This is a genomic window from Pseudoalteromonas sp. BMB (assembly GCF_001709235.1).
GTDB lineage: Bacteria > Pseudomonadota > Gammaproteobacteria > Enterobacterales > Alteromonadaceae > Pseudoalteromonas > Pseudoalteromonas maricaloris.
In genome coordinates, this window is sequence record NZ_MBQA01000208.1 from 23,013 (window position 1) to 45,230 (window position 22,218).

Genomic DNA, 22,218 nt, shown 5'->3' on the forward strand with positions numbered 1-22,218 from the left:
TAATTTGAAAAAGGTGCTAATAGTAGACGACTCGCTTGATATTCAAGCGAGTCTGAAGTTTTTACTTGAGGATGAAGGCTACGCTTGTCACGGTGTGGTGACACCAGAGGCAGCATTTGATTATGTCAGTACACAGGAAGTGGACTTGGTGCTATTGGATATGAACTTTACCCAAGACACTACCAGTGGCAAAGAAGGGCTGATGGCGATTGCTAAGCTCATTCAAATCGATCCGCTCCTACCCATTGTGGTAATGACAGGCTGGGCGACGCTAGACCTTGCCGTAGCTGCCCTAAAGCAAGGAGCGGCCGATTTCATTGCAAAGCCATGGGATGATGAGCGTCTTGCTCATAGCATCAAAGTACAAATCGAGAAGCGAGCTGACAGACAACATTTAGCGCGGCTATCTGCTGAAAACGAACACCTTAAAAAGCCCCATCAAACGGTAGATTTTGTTACGCAAAGTGAGAAAAAGCAGCGTGTGCTGACACAGCTCACCCAGCTGGCACAAAGCGATATGAACATCTTGCTGACCGGTGAAAATGGCACAGGAAAGAGCTATTACGCTCAGTATGTACACGAGCACTCTAGCCGTGCTCGTGGCAGTTTTATCTCAATTAACATGGGGGCGGTGAGTGACGAGCTATTTAACTCTGAGTTATTTGGCCATAAAAAGGGGGCATTTACTGATGCGAAAGCAGATCGAGTGGGTGCATTTACACTCGCCAGTGATGGCTCGTTGTTTTTAGATGAAATTGCCAATTTATCTTTGCAGTCTCAAGCAAAATTGCTTCAAGTGTTAGAAGAGCGAAAGTACGTGGCGGTTGGCAGTCACAAAGTCTTGGACAATACTGCGAGGATTATTTCTGCTACTAACTGCCAACTCAATGAAGCGATTGCCAATAATCAGTTTCGCCAAGACTTATATTATCGATTAAATACGGTAGAAGTAGAAATACCGCCTTTAAGAGCGTGTTCAGAGGATATCTTGCCATTAGCTGAGCGCTTTTTAATGCGCTTTAGTCAAGATTACAAAAAGCCAACACCGAGCATTATGCCTTGTGCTGTTAAGGCACTGAGTGTATACGATTTTCCAGGTAATGTGAGAGAGCTTAAGCATATGATGGAGCGCGCGGTGTTTACTTGTTCAAATGCTCAGGTATTTGCCAGTGATTTGGCGCTCAATACTACACCGTACTCAGCGTTGCAATCGATGAATACTGCTACTGCGAGTGCATCAGAAAATCATGATTTAACGCTGGATGAAATTATTGAGCAAGCACTCTTTAAAAGATTGGAATTTCACGGTGGTAACGTATCAAAAGCGGCGAAGAGCTTGGGACTATCGCGCAGTGCGTGGTATCGCAAAATGGACAAATATGAGTAGGAGATAAGCAAACTTGTTTTATCGATTTGGACACTGGCTGTTAAGTGCATTACTACTTGTAATTACTAATGTTTTACTCCTTGTGCACGACTATCCAGCAACACTTATTATGTTGATAGACTTAGTATTTGCACTATGTTTTGCTTTGCTCGCTTATAAATATGGTTCGACTAGACAAAACACCATTAATCTCATTGATACCTTGTTGATATCACTTCGCCAAGGCGATTATGCCCTAAGAGCGGTACACGGCAAAGACGCACAATTACGTTCAACGGTGGAGCACTTAAATGCGCTTGCGCAAACCATGCAAGCCGATCAGCGAGCGCTGGCCGAGCAAAGCGATCTGCTAAAGCAAATCATTGAAAAGCTTGATTGTGCACTTATCGTGTTTGACAGCCAAAGCGTTGCATTTGCCAACAGCTACGCTGAGCGCACCTTTTTTGACTGTTACAAAGACGATGCTTGGTGCTGGTTTCAGTCATTACAAGCTCAGCAAAAACAAAGAAAGGTTTCGGTGATGCTAGAGGGGACTGAGCATGCTTTTTTGCTTGAACACGACAGCTGCTACATTGCCAATAAACCTCACACTTTACTGGTTTTAAAACAGCTCGATAGCATTTTATATCAACAAGAAAAAGACGCCTTACAGCGTTTTGTTCGTATTTTAAGTCACGAGATCAATAACACTTTAGCGCCGATCGGCACAGTAGCGCGCAGCCTTACCAAGCGCCTAAACGGTGAGTTAGATATAGAAAGGTTTAACAGTGGACTGTCACTCATCAACGAGCGCGCCAATTACCTTAAATCTTTTATGGGCAACTATGCCTCCCTTGCCAAACTGCCTCCTGCGCACAAGCAAATTGTCGCGCTCAATGAGTTTTGCGCTCAGCTACAAAGTATCTACCCGCAACTAAAGATAGTAAGCACAGCCGATCTGCTCGGCTTTTTTGATACGAGCCAAATCAAACAGGTGCTTTGCCACCTCATTAATAATGCTCAAGAAGCGTGCACACCTTCGCCAGAAGTTACACTCAACATCACCCCAGATGCTGACAAATTAGTGTTTTCGGTCACAGACACTGGCCCCGGTTTCTCTAACCTAAACGAAGCCGCTGAAGCATTTTACACCACCAAAGCTGATGGCAACGGCATAGGCCTGATGCTCTCTCGCATCATTATTGAAAACCACGGTGGACAACTCAAACTAGGCAATAACCCAGACAGTGGCGCAAAAGTCAGTTTTAGCGTAGAGCGGGGTGGGAGTTGAGTACCGTGCCTGCCTTGTGTTATCAACAGGTATATTGATTAGAGAATTAATTCAATTGGTATAAATAGACTTGTGTTTCTTGTCGTTAACTTTAGTCTGCTGAGGCAAGCTTACATCACCATGTAAATAAAGGAAGAAAAATGAAACTTAGGAATGGCATTATAACGTGGGGCTTTGTTATTTTGTCCCCGTTGGCACATGCTGATATCAGTTATATTGATAAAACTCATATATTGAATACGCTTACAAATAACATTGAGCAACAATATGTTGAAGTAAAAAAGATAGATAAAATTTCAGACGTTCTTACAGAGCTCAAAGCAAGTCCTGCATTTACTAATAGTCAGTCACAAGAACAATTTGCCTCGCTACTAACCGCAGAATTGCAAAAGTTTGACAAGCACTTTACTGTGCAATGGCGAAACCCAAATGAAAGCCAGAATAATAAAACAAAGCGTGAATCTTGGTTTACCAAATTAAGTCGGAAAAATTCAGGCTTTAATCGTGTTGAAGTACTTGATGGCAATATAGGTTATGTTGACTTTTGGGGGTTTGATGAATTATCGAAAAACTCAAAAAACATAGCAGAAAGTGTAATGGGATTTGTATCTAATGTAGATGCTCTTATATTTGACCTTCGTAATAACGGGGGCGGCAGTGCTGAAATGGTGCAGTTTATTAGTAGTTATTTTTTAAAGCCAAACACCCATTTAAACAGCATTTATTGGCGAGCGACTGACTCTACTCGTGAATTCCGTACTTTTGATAATGTTAGCGATTCAATTCATCTGGACACTCCCATATACATACTCACGAGCAATGATACGTTCTCTGCGGCAGAGGAGTTTGCTTATAACTTAAAGCACCTTGAACGGGCTACTTTAGTGGGGGAAACAACGAAAGGTGGAGCAAATCCTTGGCAGTTTTATGAGCTAGGAAGTGGTTTTAGAGCTGGTATTCCAATAGCGAAGGCTATTAATCCGAAAACGAAAACAAATTGGGAATCGATTGGCGTTAAACCTCATATTGAAACATCGCAGACTAACGCCTTAGATGTGGCGTATAAAATAGCGCTTAATGAAGTTAAAAAGTCAGTAAGCAATGAACATCAAATCAAGGAAATTAACGACAAGCTTGAAGAGTTATCGAATGCCACACCATTCAAAGAGACGCCACAAAGCACCATGTAATAATAGCGACCGTTATAATCATTACGAATAGAGGGAAGATTAAGACACCCATCTCAAAGATACAGCCAAAAACGGTTGAAGTTTGTCGTGGGTGTCAGTCTTTATCTGCTCATTATTCTACTTGGGACTGTGTAGTCACATATTTGTTATATGATAATTGAAGTGTTACCAAAATACCTCCAACAATCAAACATACCCAACCAAACGGTGCAAAAGTAGAGTATGAATCACTATATTGACCTGCAAAGTAACTAGCTAGCGAAGTAGCAAAGAAAAACATGGCATAGCTTGTACTTAGTAATGGCTTGAATCCACGTTTAGCAATAATTGACATAAATATTGCCGAGCAAAATACCTCCGCAATAGCTTGAAGTATCATCACAAAAATGATGAAGTCTTTTACATTTGAATTTTTTTTAATGCTGTAATTAAGTAGATACCAACTTAATGAAAATATAAGGAAACCAATCGCGACCTTATACCAAGAGCTGACTGTAAAAAACCACCACAAAGTAAAACATAAAACACAAGTAGCAATAACTGTCTTAGCATTTATCGAAAAATCTAACTCGCTCATTATCTGAGGAAATGCTTGATATAGATTTCCACCACCGATTTCAAAATAAGACCAAAATAAAGTCGACAATAAGAAAATGACAACTACTAAGCCAACTCCACTAAAAAAGTTACTGTCATGATTTTGGGTGGCCACATTGGCTTTATGGCTTTGCTGTGGCACCACTGAACGCTGACTATACATGATGATAAATACAAGCGCGCTAACTGCCGCAGCCATTACGAAGGCTGCTGACCAACTCACGTTTTCAACCAAAATACCTATTGTCATGGGCCCTATAAATGCGCCCAGATTTATCACTAGATATTGTCCTGTAAAAATGCTATCGAGTTTGCTCGGTATTTTTTTCAACTGATGCGCTATTAATGTTGGAATGTTGGGATTGAAAAATCCAGAGCCTAACGCAATTAATCCAGCCGAATATAAAAGGTGTTGGTTGTCTACGAATCCTAAACTTAAATACCCAAAAAACATTAATAAAATGCCTAGCAAGGTAGATTTAAATGCTCCTAACAAAAAATCTGAGAAAAGACCTCCAATAAATGTTGCCAGATAAACGTACATAGTGAACTGACCGTAAAAATCAAGCGTTTTAGATTGGTCCCAGCCAGCTCCACCATTTTGGTCCATTAAAAATAGAACAATGAAGGCTCTCACTCCATAATAAGCTATCCGTTCAAGAAAATTAGCTAATAGTATCCACTCAACAGATTTACTAATTGGAGCGTTTTTCATGACTTTCAATATTAATCCTTTTTAATTTTTTTCTTTTATTTGTATGTAAATCAAACCCCTGCCAGTTGTGAGGCTTGGGCCAGAATTGCTATAAATTTTAATATGCTTTTTTATAATTAAAATGATTTTAAAGTTCGTGCGCCACTCCCCCCTCCCTCCTTCTGTTTGAGCACTTTTGCAAAACTACCAAGTCAATATATTCAAACTATCAATAAAAAACTTGAACGAAATTGCTGATGTATCCACTTCGGAGTTTGCTTCATACTCTTCACAAGGAAACTTAGTTAACCCGGGCTTTGGTTATTAAACCTATCAAATAAATCACAATAGATGCAAAGCCAAAGAGCAGAGGTGATTCAACTACTTACCCATTACGGGAAAATATTTGATACCATAGCTGCCAACGAAGGTTAGCATGTCGTTAACCGAATATATATTGAAGGTCGGAAATTTGCCCCTAATGAAACATTTTAAAATATTTGCCGTAATAATCGCAGTGCTTATTTTCAGTGGCTGCGCCGCCCACATTCAAGAGACAAGTAAAACAGCGAATAGAGCTGTAGGGGACACGCCACAAAATGTATTTTTGGATATTACTTCATCGCACTCAGTTTCTAAAAGTAAGTCACTTTCTAACAGCATTAATGAGCTAAAAGCGCTAATAGCCAAAGACTTTAATGGCAGTATTGTTGAGTCTGGAAGTGCAGATCAAGCACCTTTATCAGTCGAGATCACCATCGAGCACTTTCGTTATGTGTCTGGATTTGGCCGCTTTATGGTAGGTGTAATGGCGGGTGATGCCGAGCTGAAGCTCAATGTAAAGCTAATAAACACCGACACTAACGAGGTGGTTGGTGAGTCAATACTAGATACTCGATCTGAGTTTATCGAAGGCATTTTTGGTGCAACTACTTCTAGGCAGCTTGAAGCAGTATCTAAGAAAGTGGTGAGTATGATTGGCACGGTGAAGCGCGAAGGTAAAACTGATAATACCGCTAACTCTTAGTCGATATTGAAATTCCAAATACTCAAAGAAACCTAGTTTTTGACGATGGGGCTCCTGTATACCTTTTTGAGCCCCACTGATACGCATTACAAACAAAGGGACGTGAAGCTAATATGAAAACGAAGTTTGTTGATATTACACTTGTTCTAAAAGCCTTGATGTTAACTGTCGCGATCGGCATATTTTTTAACGCGAAAGCGTGGGGTGATAACAGCCCACAGCTGTTGCGTGATAGTGCAGTTAGCGATGTACAAGCGCCCTTGGAAAATCCAGATTTAAAAGGACTACGGACTTATGTTGATGACTGGGTCAAAAAAGCAAGGGGGCAATATAATCTGCCAGGAGTTGCGGTTACCATCGTCAAAGACGGTGAAATTGTATTACTCAAAGGCTATGGATTTGCTGATGTATACAGCCAAGCTATGGTTAAACCGAATAAAACACTATTTCGCATCGGTTCTATCACCAAAACAATGACTGCACTTGCAGTGATGCAGCTGGTGGAGCAAGGTAAGCTATCTATAGATACTGATATAAATGAATATCTGAGCGAATTTAAAATACCTGACACCTTTGAAGCGCCTATTACAATCCGTGCCCTATTAAGTCATCGGGCGGGTTTTGAAGAAGCGGATGCCGGTAACTTGTTCGTTGAAAATGCCTCAGAAATGCTCAGTACAGAGCGATATCTCGTAACACATATGCCCAAGAGAATTTGGCCACCGGGTGTTAATGTATCCTATTCTAACTATGGTTTTGCTTTGCTTGGTTATCTCATCGAGTTGCAGTCGGGTATGGATTTAGCGACTTATATGGAGCAACATATTTTTTCTGTACTGGGTATGCAAAACACGACATTACGAGAGCCAGTAAAAACCAGTGCAGCCTTAATTGCGATGAAACCTGAGCTACAACAACAGCTTGCAACGGGGTATTTTAGGGATAGACAAGGCAATAATATCGCCAAACCTTTTGAATTTATTGGGCATGTAGGTGGTGCGGGGGCCATTTCTGCAACTGCACATGACATGGCGCTTTATATGTCAGCTCTGATGGGTGATAACAACCTGTTCGTGCAGCCAACTACCCAAAAAACAATGATACATCGACTTTACGACGATAGACCGCTGGCGACAGGGATTGCTCATGGCATGTTTAATGGCAAGCTTAAGGGTTATGAGCTGCGTCATCACTCTGGTGCCACACATACGTTTGCCGCCAACATGAGGATCTTTCCTGAAGTTCAATTAGGTATTTTTGTTTCAACTAACGTTATGGGAAGCGGGGCACACTTTGTTGAGGCTTTACCGACTGCGATATTTAATAAATTTTATCGAAACAAGCCGATAAGTCTTGTAAAGCCGTCGCAGCTCAGCACATCTTCCCAAGCAAACATCTACACGCAGGTTTTAAAACAGCAAGTTAGCCAAGCAAACCTTGAAGATTATACGGGAACATTTCTGAGTACTCGTCGTTCGTATACTCAACTGGAAAAACTGGCCGCATTAGATGCGGCGGCTGAGATAGCCATTGATGACCAAAATAGGTTAGTTATGATGGTTGCAGGGAATAAAATAAAACTGAAGCACCTTGAAGCGGACGTCTTTCAAGCCGGAGCTCGAGACGCGCCTATTTTTTACTTTTATCGCGATGGGACAGGGAAGGTAAATCGTTTTTCTGCGAGTATGTGGTCTGGCGATTATGAACGAGTAAGCTTCTTACAAAGCCCACTTTTCTTCAACTTGGCGTTGGCGATATCTTCGTTGTTATCGCTATCCACTTTGCTGTTCAGTTTTGTTCGAGCTCGTAAAAGCAAAAGGCTTGGCGTAGTTGAAAAGCTGGCATTTTTTAGTTCAAGTATGATACTTGCAGCAGTGCTGGGCTTTGTTTTAATGAATGCCGATATTGTGTCCGATGAATATCAATTTCACGCAAGCTTTCCCACCATAGAGGTAAAGCTGCTACTGTCTTTGGTGATAGCAATCGTTCTCACGACCTTTTTGAAAGTGCTAAGTCTTCCAGTCATGTTGCGCATGAGTGATTTGCATTGGTTTTATAAAATACACTATTTGATTTTTACACTGAGTTGCTTGAGTTTTATTTATGCATTTTGGATTTGGAATGCGGTTGGATTTAACTATTTTGGCTAGATTTCAGCTTTTGTGTTTATGTTCTTCTTGAACGAATGCCAAATTAGGAGACAATGCATTACCAATTATCTGTGAATAAAAAGCGACAGTGTATAGCCTGATTTAGTTGTGTAGAGCAAGCTGCAAAACACAAAAAACCAGAGAAACCAAGTTTATAGTTTTACAAAACACTGCAAAATAATGACCGTAATGTTTAGAGTCAAGAATTGAATCAAATCATGAACTCGGCTAAGGTCGGTAATGTAATGAAAAATATATAAAAAAGAGCAATTCTACAGCTCATCATAATTTAAGGTAAAAGTTAATGAAAAGATTCTTTCTAGGGATCATAGCTTACACTTTTTCATCGTTAGGATGCATCGCTCAAGAGCAAAATATGAATTACGCCTTTATTGGGCATTGGATATTTAGTAAACATGAAACGATTGAGAGTTTTAAAAATTCAGCAATGACAGAAGCCGAAGTCAACAAGTTCTCATCAATATTACAACCAGCAGAAATAATCATAACCGAAAATATATATTCAGGGTTTATTCGCGGCAGAGCGCCAACTCATACTCCATATTCAATTATTTCTGTTTCTGACAGTGGCCAATGCTACAAACTTCAACTTGAGGATCCAAGAATACCTTTAGATATCCAAACGCATGAAGTGTGCGTAATCAACGATAAGCTCTTGCTTCCATCTGTTAAGGGTTCAAAGGAAGTTTTTAACAGAAAACGATAACATGATGCTATATATAGCATGTTAAGTCTGTATTTGCGTTATTCAGGCTCCACGCGTATGCAGTTTCTACCAGCTTTTTTCGCTTGGTATAGGGCAGAGTCAACTCGCTTTAGCATCTCTGATAAGTCTTGACCATCTTGTAAACTGCCTACGCCAAAACTGGCAGTGATCTTGTGTGGGCAGGACAATTGAATGGCTTCAATCGCTTTACGGATCCGCTCAGCTACTTTCTGTGCATCATTAAGACTGGTGTTGGGGCATAGGATAAGAAACTCTTCACCGCCCCAACGAGATGCGATGTCCGTTGACCTTAGACTATTTTGAATTTCCTGCGACACACGCACCAGCACTTCATCGCCGATATGGTGGCCAAACCTATCATTCACTTGCTTAAACAGATCTAAGTCTAGAATAATCGTGCTGAGGGGGAGCCCGTTAGTTAAACACTCGGTCGTTTCCTTGTGTAGTGCCTGATTCATTTTCCGACGATTGTATAAATTGGTGAGTTCATCCTTATTCGATAGCACTTCCAATTGCGCGGCCTTGACTTTATCTTGTGTGACATCCAGCATCAGGCCAATTGAATTAAGTGGCTGGCCAATGCCGTTTAGTAGCGTTTCACAGTGGTGTCTTACATAAAGTGTGGAGCCGTTAGCTCTAGTTACAACATGTTCAAATGTGGTGCTTCCACCGTGAACAAAAACATTGTGGAGCTGCTGTTTTATTGCTAGTTCGGCGCTTGGATCTAGTGCATTGATAAAGTCGTCCCACTGTGTAATGGCTTCGCCATCAATACCGAGCATTGCAGCAAGTTTATCGCTCATTTTGACGCTGTAGGTTAGGTGGTTAAGCCGCCACGTACCGACATTAGCAAGCTTTTGAATATCCAGCAGAGCTTTTCTGTCGTATTCGTTCTCACGTAACCTTTGTTGCAGCTTGTGGTTTTCTATTTCTAATGCCAGCATTTCATCTTCAAGTTTAGCAATTAGATCTGCGTCATCTGATTTAGGTGGAAATACTTCGCTCATGCATAACCCATTGGCTAATTCAATTTTTCTGCGCACGTGTATTGAGTGCTTCTTCGGCCATTTGTGTGCCGACTAGGCGCGATTTTATTTTTTCATATACTATTTCTCTGGTTGTTGAACTATCATCGGCGAATGGCGAAAAACCGCAATCATCACAAGTGCCTAGCTGTGGAATAGGAATAAACTCACTCGCCAGTAACACGAGATCTCGTACGGATCCAGGGCTCTCAATTTCGCGACTGTTCGGGTTAATCACACCAATAAATACACGTTGGAAGGGTTTGAGGATGCTGCCTATCAGCTTCAGGGTTTTCTTGGGGTTCTCTTCACCTCTAAGTGCAACGTAGAAGCTTCCTGCATTTATGTCGAAAAGCGTAGGCAGCAGATATTTATAGTCAATGTCGGCGCTATGGGTTGCATCAATATCAGCACCCGGACAGGTATGAATACCAATTCGTTGCCTTTCGCTATCACTAAATTGGGCGAGACATTTATTGATTAGCTCAACAAAGGACTTGAGGGTCTGACCTGACGGGTCTAGTTTTAAAGACAGCCTCGCTTCTGTAAAGTCAATTTGTACTTTGTGTGCACCCAGTGCTAAGCAGCGTTTTACTTCGCCAACATGCTCAGTTATCAAATCACTGATAAAACTTTCGTGATCGTAATTTTCAATCCCGTGAGATGGATAAACTAAGCTCAACATTGAAGGAGAAATAACGGCTTGTTTGACGGGCACAGTTGCGTGTTTGAGTGCGAAAGCGAGAAATTCATCCGCCGTATGTTGATAGCGAAATGGCGGAACTTTAAGGTGTGGCGCAAAGACCCGAGAGTGACCATCGTTAAAATCAACGAGCAAGCCCTGATCTGAGTAGCAAGGTGAATCGTGTAAGCAATAGTGAGCAAAACCATCAAACTTTCTTTGCTCGCCATCACTGACGACCTGACAGCCAATCGCTTCGAGCTCTTTTATCACTTGTTGTGTTTCGCGCTCTGCAATTTCGTTTAAAACCGCGTAACTTATCTTTCCTTGCTTATACTCCCTGTAAGCGCTTATTAAACAGGGATTTCGAGGAATTGATCCGATTTGTTCGCTGGGGATCTGGAACCGCGCCATCGTAGTCTACCTTCTCGAGTTGCTTATTCTAAGTAAAACGATAAAAAGCCATAAATAATCAAACAAATGTGCGCTTATACCAACACAGTTACTTTGTCTGTTTTACAACCGCACAAGCGCCAATGTGAGTATAGGATCAAATAGATATAATCGCCTTGATTGTATGGGATTTTAGTCGGTGAGATAACCGTTAGCGGAAGCTTCAAGCGAGGCGAGGTGGTGTTTTAAAGCTAGCTTTAAATGCTAATTTTAAAAGTAGTGAGTTCGCTACTTTTCTAAATTTTAGATTAAAAACGAGTCGATTTATGAAAAAAGCCGCTTTACGCGGCTTTTTCCTTACTTCTTGTACTTTTCAAACCAAGCGAGCGAGTGCTCGATTTTGCTGATCATCCGAGAAGGACGGCCTGCAATTCCATGTGGTGCACCTGGAATCTTTACCAGTACAGAGTCAATTTTACGTAGCTTAAGTGCTTGGTAGAACTGTTCGGTTTCGGCCATTGGCGTGCGCAAGTCTTCTTCACCCGTCATTAGCATGGTTGGTGTGGTTACGTTGCCAACGAGCGAAAGCGGTGAACGCTGCCAATAGTGTTCCATATGCTCCCATGGCATACCCGGGAATTGCGTTGGAATTTGACCAAGGCCACTGTCAGCGGTAAGCACTTTACTCAGCCAGTTGATCACAGGCTTTACGACAACAGCAGCGTTAAAACGGTTCGTTAAGCCAATCGCGTAGGCTGTTGCGATACCACCTGCAGAACCGCCAGCAATAAACAGATTATCTTTGTCGATAAAGCCTTTCTCAAGCATAGCGTCTACCCCTGAGTTATGATCGGCAAAGTCTTCTTTCGAGCTGTATTTGTACTTGAGCAACATCGCAAAGCGCTCGCCGTAAGAGCTGCTGCCTCTGTGGTTGTCGTAAAATACCACGTAACCTTCAGCGGCATAACGCTGTAATTCTGCTGAGAAATGGGGGCCGTAGGCTAAGTGTGGGCCACCGTGAATTTCTAGTAGTAATGGATATTGTTTTTTCGGGTCAAAATTTGGTGGCGTAATATACCAGCCCTGAATTTTCTCCCCGTCGAACGACGAGCTATACGTTATCTCATGCACTTTACCAAGGGTTTTATGTGCAAGTAGGTCTTCGTTAAGGCGAGTTAATTGCGTTACTTTGCCTTTTCTTGTTGTGATAGCGATGTCTGCAGGGCGCTCACTCGAACCTTGAGTAAAGGCAATTTCCCCATCAAAGTTAGCACTAAATTCACCGCTTAGATAAGGGCGACCAAGGGTTGTGCCTGAGAGTGTATCTGTGATGTCGGTAATTTTGCCTTTTGTGGTGATGCTCGCGAGCTTTCGCTTGCCGTGGTCATCGTAAGTCATCGCCAGTCTATCACTGCCAATCCAAGTTGGGTCTTGGATTGAGCGGTCGAAGTCTTTGGCAATCATGTGGGAGGTTTTGTCCTGCCAATCCATAATATTCAGTTTGCTATTACGGTAAGGGTTTAGTGCGTTTGATGCACTAAGGTAAGCCAGCTGTTTACCATTTTCGGATAAGCTAGGTGCGTACTCACGACCAGGAGCAGATGTAAGCTGGGTGATATTACGGTTAAAATCAACTTCGAATAAGTCGCCTTCTAGGCGCTTGTATTCCCAGTCTGCAATGCGGTTTGCTGAAAACACAATCGCCTGTGCGTCTGCTCGCCACGCGAGTTTCCCACTATGGTGGTAATTACCTGAGGTTAATTGGCGTGGCGTGCCGCCTTCACTCGGTAACACGAAGATCTGGCGATAGCCGGGTTTGATAAGACCTCGGCCATCTGCTTGGTAGTAAGCTTTGTCGATAACAATGGCAGAGTCGGACCACTTCGCGCCTTTTGGTTTTTCTGGCATTTTGGCAATGACCGCTGGCTTTTCGGCAACCTTTTGGCTAAAAGCCAGCCATTTGCCATCTGGTGACCAAGTTAAGCCACTGATCCCAGATTGTAACTGTGTAAGTAGTGCCGTACGGTTTTGAGCAAGATAATGCACATGAATTTGTGTGCTACCGGATACATTGCTCACAAAGGCGATTTTGCTACCATCTGGCGACCAACGAGGTTGACTGTAATTGTTTTCATCAGAGAAGAGTGGCGATTGTGCACCTGACTTAGTATCGACCAGCCACAGGTTTTGTCGCTTAGCATCCTTCATTACATCATTGCTGTTACGCACATATACCACCTGAGTACCATCTGGTGATATTTGCGGGTCGTTTGCATATTCCAGCTCAAAAATGTCTTTAGCCTGTAATCCCACCTCAGTCTGTGCGACTGTTGGCAATGCAGCGCAAGCCAGTAAAGTGCAAATGAGCGTCCGTTTCAATCCAAAAGGCATAATGCCACCCTCTATATAATTTTTATTCAGGGCTACATAGTTATTCAGGTGCAATTCAATGTCACCTAATACGCGATAGAACGAAATAAAAACTCGATGTGTCAAATAGAATGGGAATGAGTGGCTGTTTTTTGTGTGAAATCGGATGAAAGTTGCGGATGTTTGAAGTGAGTGTCCGTAAGTTATCTGCGCGTAAGTTATCTGAAAAAATGAGTGTTCATCAATAATGGCAAGCCGCTAAAGCTGCGCCGCTATCATTCCTTGAAGGCGGCACATAATTTAAGTTTTATTTAGCTGCTAGCGTTATGATTAACCAAATTTGATTAAGCTGATTTTTTGGCTAATAGCTCTTGGCGCACGAGTTCTGCCCCTGCGCTCAATGCAGCAAGCTTACCTCTTGCCACTTCACGAGAAAGTGGTGCCATACCGCAGTTAGTGCATGGGTAGAGTTTGTCGGCGTCAACAAACTCAAGCGCTTTGCGTAGTGTGTTGGCAACTTCTTCTGGCGTTTCTATGGTGTTGGTTGCAACATCAATCGCACCAACCATCACTTTTTTACCACGGATCAATGCTAACAAGTCGATTGGCACGTGAGAGTTATGGCACTCCAAAGAGATGATATCGATATTGGATTTTTGTAGCTTAGGAAACGCCTCTTCATATTGACGCCATTCTGATCCTAAGGTCTTTTTCCAATCGGTGTTGGCTTTAATACCGTAGCCGTAGCAGATATGCACAGCGGTTTCGCATTTGAGTCCTTCAATAGCACGTTCAAGCGCCGCAATGCCCCAATCGTTGACCTCATCAAAAAAGACATTAAACGCCGGTTCGTCGAATTGAATGATATCGACTCCAGCTGCCTCAAGCTCTTTGGCTTCTTGGTTAAGGATCTTCGCAAATTCCCACGCTAGCTTTTCACGGCTTTTGTAGTGGTCATCATACAGCGTATCTATCATCGTCATAGGACCTGGCAATGCCCATTTGATAGGTTTGTCTGTTTGGCTGCGTAAAAATTTGGCATCTTCAACAAAAACTGGCTTTTGGCGAGATACTGGGCCAACCACGGTCGGAACACTGGCATCGTAGCGGTCGCGAATTTTTACCGTTTGACGCTTCTCAAAGTCCACACCGCTTAAGTGTTCAATAAAAGTGGTTACAAAGTGTTGACGGGTTTGCTCACCGTCACTCACGATATCAATCCCTGCAAGTTGTTGTTCTTGCAAAGCAATACGTAGCGCATCGTTTTTGCCATCAATAAGCTCGTCGCCCTCTAGTTTCCAAGGTGACCACAGGGTTTCTGGTTGAGCAAGCCAAGCGGGCTTAGGTAAACTGCCAGCAGTAGACGTTGGTAATAGTGTTTTCATAATAAATGCTGTTCCATATTCCCGTTGATTATAAAGCGTAATTTGCAGACCACTGTTCAAGCACGTTTTGGTAAGGCTTGATAAAATGCTCTTCGGCAAATCGACCTTGTGCAATCGCCAACAGGCTGCGCTCTTCGCGGTCATAAACAATCTGTGTTAATGAGTGATCTAGGTTTTTTAAGTTTGGCTGATAGCACTTGCCTGCAACCGCATTGGCGTTGTAAATCTCAGGGCGGTAGATCTTTTGGAATGTTTCCATGGTGCTGATGGTGCTGATCAACTCCAGATTGGTGTAGTCATTCAGTAAGTCACCAAAGAAGTAAAAAGCCAAAGGTGCAACGCTATTTGGTGGCATAAAGTAGCGCACCTGTAAGCCCATCTTTTTAAAATATTGCTCAGTTAATGATGACTCATTTGGCTGATATTCAAAGCCAAGCACCGGGTGCTGATTTTCAGTGCGGTGATAGGTTTTGTTATCCGATACACTTAGGCAAATCACCGGTGGCTTACTAAAGTGACTCTTGTAAGCTTCTGAATCGACAAAGTATTTAAATAGCTTACCGTGTAAGTCGCCAAAGTTAGCTGGGATGCTGAATTTAGGTTGATCTTTATTATGATCAAGCAATAGCACGCTAAAATCATAGTCACGTACGTAAGATGAGAAGTTGTTACCAACAATTCCCTCAATGCGTTCATTGGTTTTGTGGTCAACAATATTGGTTTTTAACACCTCAATTGACGGGAAAGTTTGTCCACTGCCTGCAATATCCATATCAACTGAGACTATCTCAAGCTCAACAGAATAACGGTCGCCTTTTGGGTTATCCCAGTTAGCCAATGCGTTAAAGCGATTATCAATCATCTTTAAGGCATTGCGTAAGTTTTGCTGGCGGCTTTCGCCTCTTGCCAAGTTAGCAAAGTTAGTGGTGATCCGCGTGCTGTTTGACGGATGGTAATTCTCGTCAAGACGAATGCTCTTAATAGTGAAAGTAAACTCGTTATTCATGTTCTTCAGGTATCCAATTCTAATGCTGACGCGCTCGGCAATTACGTTTCACTGCGATAAACAGATATCCACGGGGACGCAGTGAGAGTGCCGAACATTAAGTGATGTGAGATTTATACGTGGATCACAAGATGAAGAAAAACGGTTTTATTTCACATAAAACATGAGTCTGATTCATGAGTTACAAAAATAGATGCCGCTTATTGAGTCACATGTGCAGGAAATATGAGCAATTGTAGAGCGAAACTCTTTGGGGGTCCGAAAGTCTAGACTGCTAAGTGTCTAAGTTGCATTTGTTTCAAGTAAAACGTGAGGAATATTCAAGGCTTATCTAAGTCAAAAGCACCAATGGCAAAGCGTTATGTTGTTATACTCGCCAGCGCTTAGGTGGCACAAAGGCTAAAAGCAACGGCCATATTGCTCACTTAGGTGATTGCGCCTCAATTAAAAGAAGAGATAAGTGGAATGAGTGAGTTGATATTGTTGTTTGTGTATTGTGCACTACTCGGTAGTGTTGTCGGCTTTTTAGCCGGGTTGTTAGGTATTGGCGGTGGGCTGGTTATTGTTCCGGTGCTTAGCAGTATTTTACTGTATTTTAACGTGTTACCACCGGAGCAAGTGGTGATAGCCGCTGTAGCGACATCGCTGGCATCCATTTTATTTACTTCTACCTCATCGGCAATCGCGCATCATAAAAATGGCAATGTACCGTGGGATTTAGCGCCGTGGATAATGACGGGCGTTGCACTAGGCGCGCTTATCAGTGGTTTTTTGGCAGCGCTATTACCCGAAAACGCAGTGCGCATTGTATTTGCAGTAAGTGTGGTATTGATAGCAATAAAAATGTTTTATAGCAGCAAAAATGAGAGCACAACCCAAAGGCAGCTGCCAAATAAAGGCATACTTACGGTATTAACGACGATCACCGGTGGTTTATCTGCCATGATAGGCATTGGCGGTGGAGCGCTTTTGGTACCGCTGTTGACGTTTTTCTCTGTTGATATGAAAAAGGCCATAGGATGTGCTTCTGCATGTGGCATTGTTATCGCGCTCTTTGGTTCCGTTGGCTACATTAGCTCGGGCAGTGCGCACTTTGCACTTTCGGATGGTTTCGCCGGATTTGTTTATTTGCCAGCCCTGTTAGGAATTGTGTGCACGTCTTGGTTCACCGCTCCAATGGGGGCTAAAGCCACCCATCACTTGCCTGTTGCCACGATTAAAAAGGTATTTGCGGTGCTGCTGTTAGTGATGGCTGTGAATATGGCGGTGAATTAAGTGCTTTTGAGCCAAAACGAACTATAGCGTGTTTGGCTCAGAAGCTCTGCTAATCTTACTTTTTGAACGGATCTTCGGTTGGTTCAAAATGTTTGTTTAACTTGCCATTTCTGGTGCTATTGATGTACTCCCCAGATGGATCTTCGCTTATCAGTGTGAAGGCACTGACTGGCGATTCAAAGTTAAAGTTTGCCAATTCCACCCAAGCAACATGAGGCGTGCGAGCATTGCAAAAGTAATAGGTTTGGCTCCTATGCGCTGCAACGGTTGTCCACAAGGTATTAGATATATTTGGGCTGGCACTGCTTGTAAAATTATAGCCAAGGGGTACTGATGCACTTGCAGCAACCGAGCGAGCCTGTGCAAGGGCATCATGCTCATCGTTTGGTAAATCTAAGTGATTAAGATAAAACGCAGCGCGCTCGAATCTATCGGTTGAGTATGGACCGCCAGGGATCGTATGGCTCGGCTGACTGTTTTTATCACTCCATTGCCACAGCCAATAATCATTAATCCTTAGCTGATCTTTATAACTTGGTTCATTGGTAACAACGCGATAGTCAGCGCTGTGATGGATCTTAAAAACCCCATTCTCAACTTCGATAATGGCTGAATCGCCACTGATATCCGACACTATTAAATGCAATGCTGCGGTTTTACCTTCGCTGTTAGGTACTTCTGCACCAACGATCTGAATTTCTTGTTTGCTGAATACGTCAACGACTTCCTTGACGAGTACAAATTTGTCTAACACATATTGCAACCATCTCAGGACGCTCAGCTGCTTTTTACTTTTGCATGCTGATTTACCGTACGTCGCGCCTGAGTCGTACAATACATTTGCGACAAGCCCCATAGAGTTCATGCCATCGGAGGCTGCCCAGCCGCTGCAATCATCTCCAACCATAGCGACAACACTACTATAGGAAGATGTCCACGTAAGTGGGTTGCGAGTTTTTTCACTTGCTATTGCCTCTAGCTCCGAAACAGGCTCAAGCCCCGATTTTTTTAGTCCTTTTTCAAGTACAAACAAGCTGGTAGGTAATATAAACATCCAGTCCATATTTCTGGCAGTAGCTAAATATGCTCTATTCCAGTTATTAAAAGCTCTAGTACACATAACAACCTCACAAGAAAGATAAATATCCTTTTGATGAGTGGTTTCTCATCAATATACTGTTTCATACTAGGCTTTGAAAAAGGCTAAATACATTACAGAAAGTTACAGTGCATTACAGGAGTGGTAAGTCAGTAGCTATTAGCGTGAAAAACTAACGATTCGACAAGTATTCGTCTCAGGCTCCCTAAAACAAAAGTGGTGTGAGGTTAGTAGAATGAGTATATTTTCAAGAATTGGGTTAATTGCTATCAGGTATGACGTTTAGAGGAAATGGGATGATAAGAGAGATAACTCGGAATGATTTTGAGTCATTTTGGCCAACATTTTCAGAAGTGATCCAAGCACAAGAAACGTATGCATTTGACTCAAATATGAGTATGGAGCAGGCATTTTTACTTTGGTGTGAAACGCCGCTCAAAGCTTTTGCATATGTTGAAAATGGGCAAGTACTTGGCAGCTATTATTTGCGACAAAATGCGATGGGTCCGAGTAGCCACATATGTAACTGTGGTTACATGGTGTCGAGTTTGGCTCGTGGTAGAGGAATTGCACGGTTGATGTGCGAACATTCCCAGCAGCAAGCATTAGCGCTGGGATTCGAAGCTATGCAATTTAATAGTGTGGTATCGACCAATGAACTGGCGATTAAACTATGGCAAAAGCTTGGTTTTACCATTGTGGGCACCATTCCCAAGGCATATAAACACGGGAAATTGGGCTTGGTTGATAGCTATGTTATGTATAAATGGTTAGCTGATTAAAATGGACAGGCGCTAAACTAACATGGCGAATGTTATTTTGCGCAGTCGATCAGTATTTGTTTACTGCGCATAGTCTTAAGTAAAAAGCTGATAAGCCGCTTGACGTTGGGTATGGATTTTTTTGTTGGATGGGTCAAGATCCATAAATCTGCATAGTGTTCACTCGCTGGTGCAAATTCAATTAAATTAGGGAAGTGCCTTGCAATATAGTGCGCCCCTCTGATCATACCAAGCCCTTCGGATGCAGCCTGATGACGCAGCACCAAATCTTCAATTGATAGAGAAATTGGGGCGGTTGGATAGGGCGTATCAAGTAGCCAAGTCGGCCTTTCTGTTACGCTGGCGGTTATCCAAGAAAGGCTTTCACTCGTGCGTTTATCGAGATAGTCTTTATGCATGAAGTAGCCAAGTGAAATCGGAAATAACCGGTGACCAACTAAGTGCTCATCCGGAACGTGAGAAGCTCGGATCACGACATCGGCTTCTGATTTCTCTAGATCGGAAAGTGCATAGGTAGTATTAATCGACAGCGTGAGGTAAGGATTGTTTTGCTGAAATTCATGTAATTCGTCTAACAAGACAAACTGCAAAATCGCTGGGGGGATAGATAAGTTTATTTGTTGTTTTAACTGCTTAACCGAAGTGTTAATTTGGCTTAAGTGAGGGGCAAGGCTGGCTTCCATGTTTTCAGCGGCACTGAGCAGCTGTAGTCCCAATTCAGAAAACGAGACTTTGCCTTGCGAAAGCATGCATATATCAAGACTAAAGCGTTGATTTAAAGCATGTAGCCTACGAGATACCGTCGTGTGGTTTACGCCTAGAACTTTGGCCGCACCTCTGAGTGTATTGGCACGCTTTAATGCAAGCAGTAATTGAAAGTCATCCCAGTTTTCCATGCCTACAACACCAAAGTTTAGATGCAATTAAAGTAAAGTGTTTTTCGCATCATGTACAGCGAACGCAGATATTTTCCATTCACCATCAACTAAATAGACGTAATAGCTTGCGCCTACTTTATTAAAAAGTGCGCCTGATTGGGTGTATCGCTCAGCAATGTTGCTTACTAACGCAATATTTTTATCAAGAAAATGAATACTGACCTTGCTCCACTTTACGTGACTGACACCTTCTTCCTTCAGGCGTGTTAAGAATACTTGCACCTGTTTATTCATTTGCGTTTGTGTGATCACGCTCGGCTTTGAACTTGATGACATTAACATAAGCGTATCTGTGTACAGTTGAGGACTGGTTGGTAAATCACCAGTTTGCAGATAATGGTTGTATTTACTCATGTAGCTGTCGAACAGTTTATTGATTTTAGCTGTGTCCGTGTCTGCCAATAACTGGCTACTAAAAGTAAATAAAATAAACAGGATAGCGGCTCTCATAAGATGTTGCTCCAAGTCAGTTTTTTATGAGTTTAGCAGGCAAGCGCTTGTTTTATGTGGATTATTATGTGCTTGCTATGTTGCGCTTACGCACCACGAAACTAAACAATTTTTTCAAATACAGGATTAGCCTAATTGTCGAGTCAGCAAATCACAGATGAAGCAGGCTTGTTATCTGCAACATAACGATAGTCGAAAATCAGCAACAATGTAGTGCGGGATTTCGGATTGAAATGGATGCTGCAACCCTTACTCTATGGTGTAACTCAAACCGTTAAGGATTGTTATGACTTCACTTGCTAACATGCCATTTTCTTTGCTCGAATTAAGTCCGATGAAAGAGCAAGATACCGTTTCACAAACCCTCGCTAACAGCGTGGCTTATGCGCAAAAAGCGGATGAACTTGGTTTTAAACGCTTTTGGATGGCTGAGCATCATAATATGCGTGGCATTGTCTGCGCAGCAACCTCCGTATTGATAGGGCATATTGCCGGACACACTCGCAATATTCGGGTGGGGGCGGGTGGTGTGATGTTGCCAAACCATCCACCGTTAGTCGTCGCTGAGCAGTTTGGCACTTTAGAAAGCCTCTATCCGGGGCGTATTGATTTGGGATTAGGGCGCGCGCCTGGCAGCGATCCGATTACCAGCAGAGCACTGCGTCGCGATGACAGACGTGCGGAGCAATTTGATGACGAAGTCGCGGAATTACAAACCTTACTCGGGCCTTATGATGGTAAATCCTCGGTGCGTGCTATTCCGGGTGAAAACACCAAGGTACCAATCTGGTTGCTTGGCTCGAGTCTTTATAGTGCCCAGCTCGCCGCGAAGCGAGGTTTACCTTATGCATTTGCGGGTCATTTTGCGCCACGATTCGTGCATGATGCTATCGCACTTTATCGCCGCGATTTCCAACCATCAAAGGTGTTAGATAAACCTTATGTAATGCTTGGCTTACCGGTAGTTGCAGCCGATACCGACGAGCAAGCGCAGTATTTAGCTACCACGTCAAAACAGCGTATCCTAGCGTTGATGCGAGGTCAGGCGTTATGGCTGAAACCCCCCGTTGACTCGATGGAGGGTCTATGGAATGCCCAGGAGCAAATGCAAGTCGACAGCTTTTTAGGCCTTTCTGTGGTTGGAAGCCACGCGACTGTCCACCATAAACTCAGCATGATTAAACGTGAATTAGCGATCGATGAGTTTATTTTTACCAACGATTTATACGAGCTAAGTGATAGAAAACATGCACTTGAGATCTTGGCGGGCTTAACGTAAAAGTCGGAGTGTGAAGATAGTACTTAAGTGAAGGTTTGCGGTACACTGCGAGTTAAAAATTGATAAGGAACGAAAGTTGGAAACGATGTGGTTGTGTATCCTTTCTCTACTTATTCTGCCTTTTATGTCGGGCGAAGGAAATAGCGCTGACCTTTGATGACGCCCCATTACCGGGGAGTGAGTTGATGTCAGGTACGAAAAAAGACGCTCCGTCATGAAAATGAAAACACTAAGGTACTAGAAGCTAAACTTGCTGAGCTTGAGGTGTTTAAATCATCCTGAATAATAAGTTCAGCGAGACAATATTTGCAGTAACAACTAGGGCCTGTTGATCTTTGCTGTTTGATTTTTGTTCTCCTGAGTGGGTTTTGGTCGCGACGCTCGACTTTTGCCTAGTAATCTAGGCAAAAGTTGAGCAACAATGAACAAAGCGCACTCAGGTGAACCCAAAGGGCAGCGCTTGATTGGCAT

General features: G+C 42.7%; 18 protein-coding genes and 1 pseudogene. 9 read left to right on the plus strand and 10 right to left on the minus strand.

The annotated features are described in order from the left end of the window. The first annotated feature begins 4 nt into the window (after positions 1-4). The 3 genes from BB427_RS21665 to BB427_RS21675 all read left to right on the plus strand — a co-directional run bounded on the left by BB427_RS21665 (position 5) and on the right by BB427_RS21675 (position 3,847). On the plus strand, positions 5-1,387 hold the full coding sequence (locus tag BB427_RS21665; RefSeq protein WP_069023211.1) for a sigma-54-dependent transcriptional regulator: 1,383 nt from the start codon (positions 5-7) through the stop codon (positions 1,385-1,387). 13 nt (positions 1,388-1,400) lie between these two features. Continuing rightward, complete coding sequence (locus tag BB427_RS21670) at positions 1,401-2,657, plus strand: sensor histidine kinase (RefSeq protein WP_069023213.1); 1,257 nt, start codon at positions 1,401-1,403, stop codon at positions 2,655-2,657. Between the two features lie 140 nt (positions 2,658-2,797). Further along, positions 2,798-3,847, plus strand: a complete 1,050-nt coding sequence (locus BB427_RS21675) for a S41 family peptidase (RefSeq protein WP_069023214.1) — start codon at positions 2,798-2,800, stop codon at positions 3,845-3,847. A 112-nt stretch (positions 3,848-3,959) separates the two neighbouring features. Here BB427_RS21675 and BB427_RS21680 read toward each other — a convergent pair whose 3' ends face one another. Beyond that, positions 3,960-5,159, minus strand: a complete 1,200-nt coding sequence (locus BB427_RS21680; protein WP_083229919.1) for a POT-type proton-dependent oligopeptide transporter — start codon at positions 5,157-5,159, stop codon at positions 3,960-3,962. 460 nt (positions 5,160-5,619) lie between these two features. Here BB427_RS21680 and BB427_RS21685 point away from each other — a divergent pair, with 460 nt between their 5' ends. The 3 genes from BB427_RS21685 (at position 5,620) to BB427_RS21695 (ending at position 9,042) form a co-directional block, all read left to right on the plus strand. Then, complete coding sequence (locus BB427_RS21685; protein ID WP_069023218.1) at positions 5,620-6,165, plus strand: DUF4410 domain-containing protein; 546 nt, start codon at positions 5,620-5,622, stop codon at positions 6,163-6,165. A gap of 113 nt (positions 6,166-6,278) precedes the next feature. Then, entirely contained in the window at positions 6,279-8,315 is a 2,037-nt protein-coding gene (locus BB427_RS21690) for a serine hydrolase domain-containing protein (protein WP_069023219.1), read from the plus strand. A gap of 304 nt (positions 8,316-8,619) precedes the next feature. Next, on the plus strand, positions 8,620-9,042 hold the full coding sequence (locus BB427_RS21695; RefSeq protein WP_039496426.1) for a hypothetical protein: 423 nt from the start codon (positions 8,620-8,622) through the stop codon (positions 9,040-9,042). A 38-nt stretch (positions 9,043-9,080) separates the two neighbouring features. Here BB427_RS21695 and BB427_RS21700 read toward each other — a convergent pair whose 3' ends face one another. From BB427_RS21700 to BB427_RS21720, 5 genes are all read right to left on the minus strand, one after another. Next, positions 9,081-10,070 carry a sensor domain-containing diguanylate cyclase gene (locus BB427_RS21700; protein ID WP_069023221.1) on the minus strand — a complete coding sequence of 330 codons (990 nt, stop codon included), beginning with the start codon at positions 10,068-10,070 and terminating at the stop codon, positions 9,081-9,083. A 19-nt stretch (positions 10,071-10,089) separates the two neighbouring features. Then, entirely contained in the window at positions 10,090-11,184 is a 1,095-nt protein-coding gene (locus tag BB427_RS21705) for a 5-methyltetrahydropteroyltriglutamate--homocysteine methyltransferase (RefSeq protein WP_069023222.1), read from the minus strand. Between the two features lie 336 nt (positions 11,185-11,520). Further along, complete coding sequence (locus tag BB427_RS21710; protein WP_069023224.1) at positions 11,521-13,554, minus strand: S9 family peptidase; 2,034 nt, start codon at positions 13,552-13,554, stop codon at positions 11,521-11,523. Positions 13,555-13,877: 323 nt separating this feature from the next. Continuing rightward, complete coding sequence (locus BB427_RS21715) at positions 13,878-14,918, minus strand: methionine synthase (RefSeq protein WP_010370114.1); 1,041 nt, start codon at positions 14,916-14,918, stop codon at positions 13,878-13,880. Positions 14,919-14,946: 28 nt separating this feature from the next. Further along, complete coding sequence (locus tag BB427_RS21720; RefSeq protein ID WP_069023226.1) at positions 14,947-15,924, minus strand: DUF1852 domain-containing protein; 978 nt, start codon at positions 15,922-15,924, stop codon at positions 14,947-14,949. A 465-nt stretch (positions 15,925-16,389) separates the two neighbouring features. Here BB427_RS21720 and BB427_RS21725 point away from each other — a divergent pair, with 465 nt between their 5' ends. Continuing rightward, complete coding sequence (locus BB427_RS21725; protein WP_045963740.1) at positions 16,390-17,199, plus strand: sulfite exporter TauE/SafE family protein; 810 nt, start codon at positions 16,390-16,392, stop codon at positions 17,197-17,199. Positions 17,200-17,254: 55 nt separating this feature from the next. Here BB427_RS21725 and BB427_RS21730 read toward each other — a convergent pair whose 3' ends face one another. Continuing rightward, the gene (locus BB427_RS21730; protein ID WP_083229920.1) at positions 17,255-18,319 is read right to left on the minus strand and encodes a linear amide C-N hydrolase; all 1,065 of its coding nucleotides are present in this window, start codon (positions 18,317-18,319) and stop codon (positions 17,255-17,257) included. 275 nt (positions 18,320-18,594) lie between these two features. Between BB427_RS21730 and BB427_RS21735 the strand changes: the two genes are divergently transcribed. After that, a complete protein-coding gene (locus BB427_RS21735; protein ID WP_069023229.1) occupies positions 18,595-19,080 on the plus strand; it encodes a GNAT family N-acetyltransferase in 486 nt (161 codons plus the stop codon). A 32-nt stretch (positions 19,081-19,112) separates the two neighbouring features. Here BB427_RS21735 and BB427_RS21740 read toward each other — a convergent pair whose 3' ends face one another. Beyond that, a complete protein-coding gene (locus BB427_RS21740; protein WP_069023230.1) occupies positions 19,113-19,976 on the minus strand; it encodes a LysR family transcriptional regulator in 864 nt (287 codons plus the stop codon). Between the two features lie 27 nt (positions 19,977-20,003). After that, complete coding sequence (locus tag BB427_RS21745; RefSeq protein ID WP_069023232.1) at positions 20,004-20,468, minus strand: hypothetical protein; 465 nt, start codon at positions 20,466-20,468, stop codon at positions 20,004-20,006. 286 nt (positions 20,469-20,754) lie between these two features. Here BB427_RS21745 and BB427_RS21750 point away from each other — a divergent pair, with 286 nt between their 5' ends. Next, complete coding sequence (locus BB427_RS21750) at positions 20,755-21,747, plus strand: LLM class flavin-dependent oxidoreductase (RefSeq protein ID WP_069023239.1); 993 nt, start codon at positions 20,755-20,757, stop codon at positions 21,745-21,747. A 268-nt stretch (positions 21,748-22,015) separates the two neighbouring features. Here BB427_RS21750 and BB427_RS24765 read toward each other — a convergent pair. Beyond that, a pseudogene (locus BB427_RS24765) lies at positions 22,016-22,218 on the minus strand (hypothetical protein).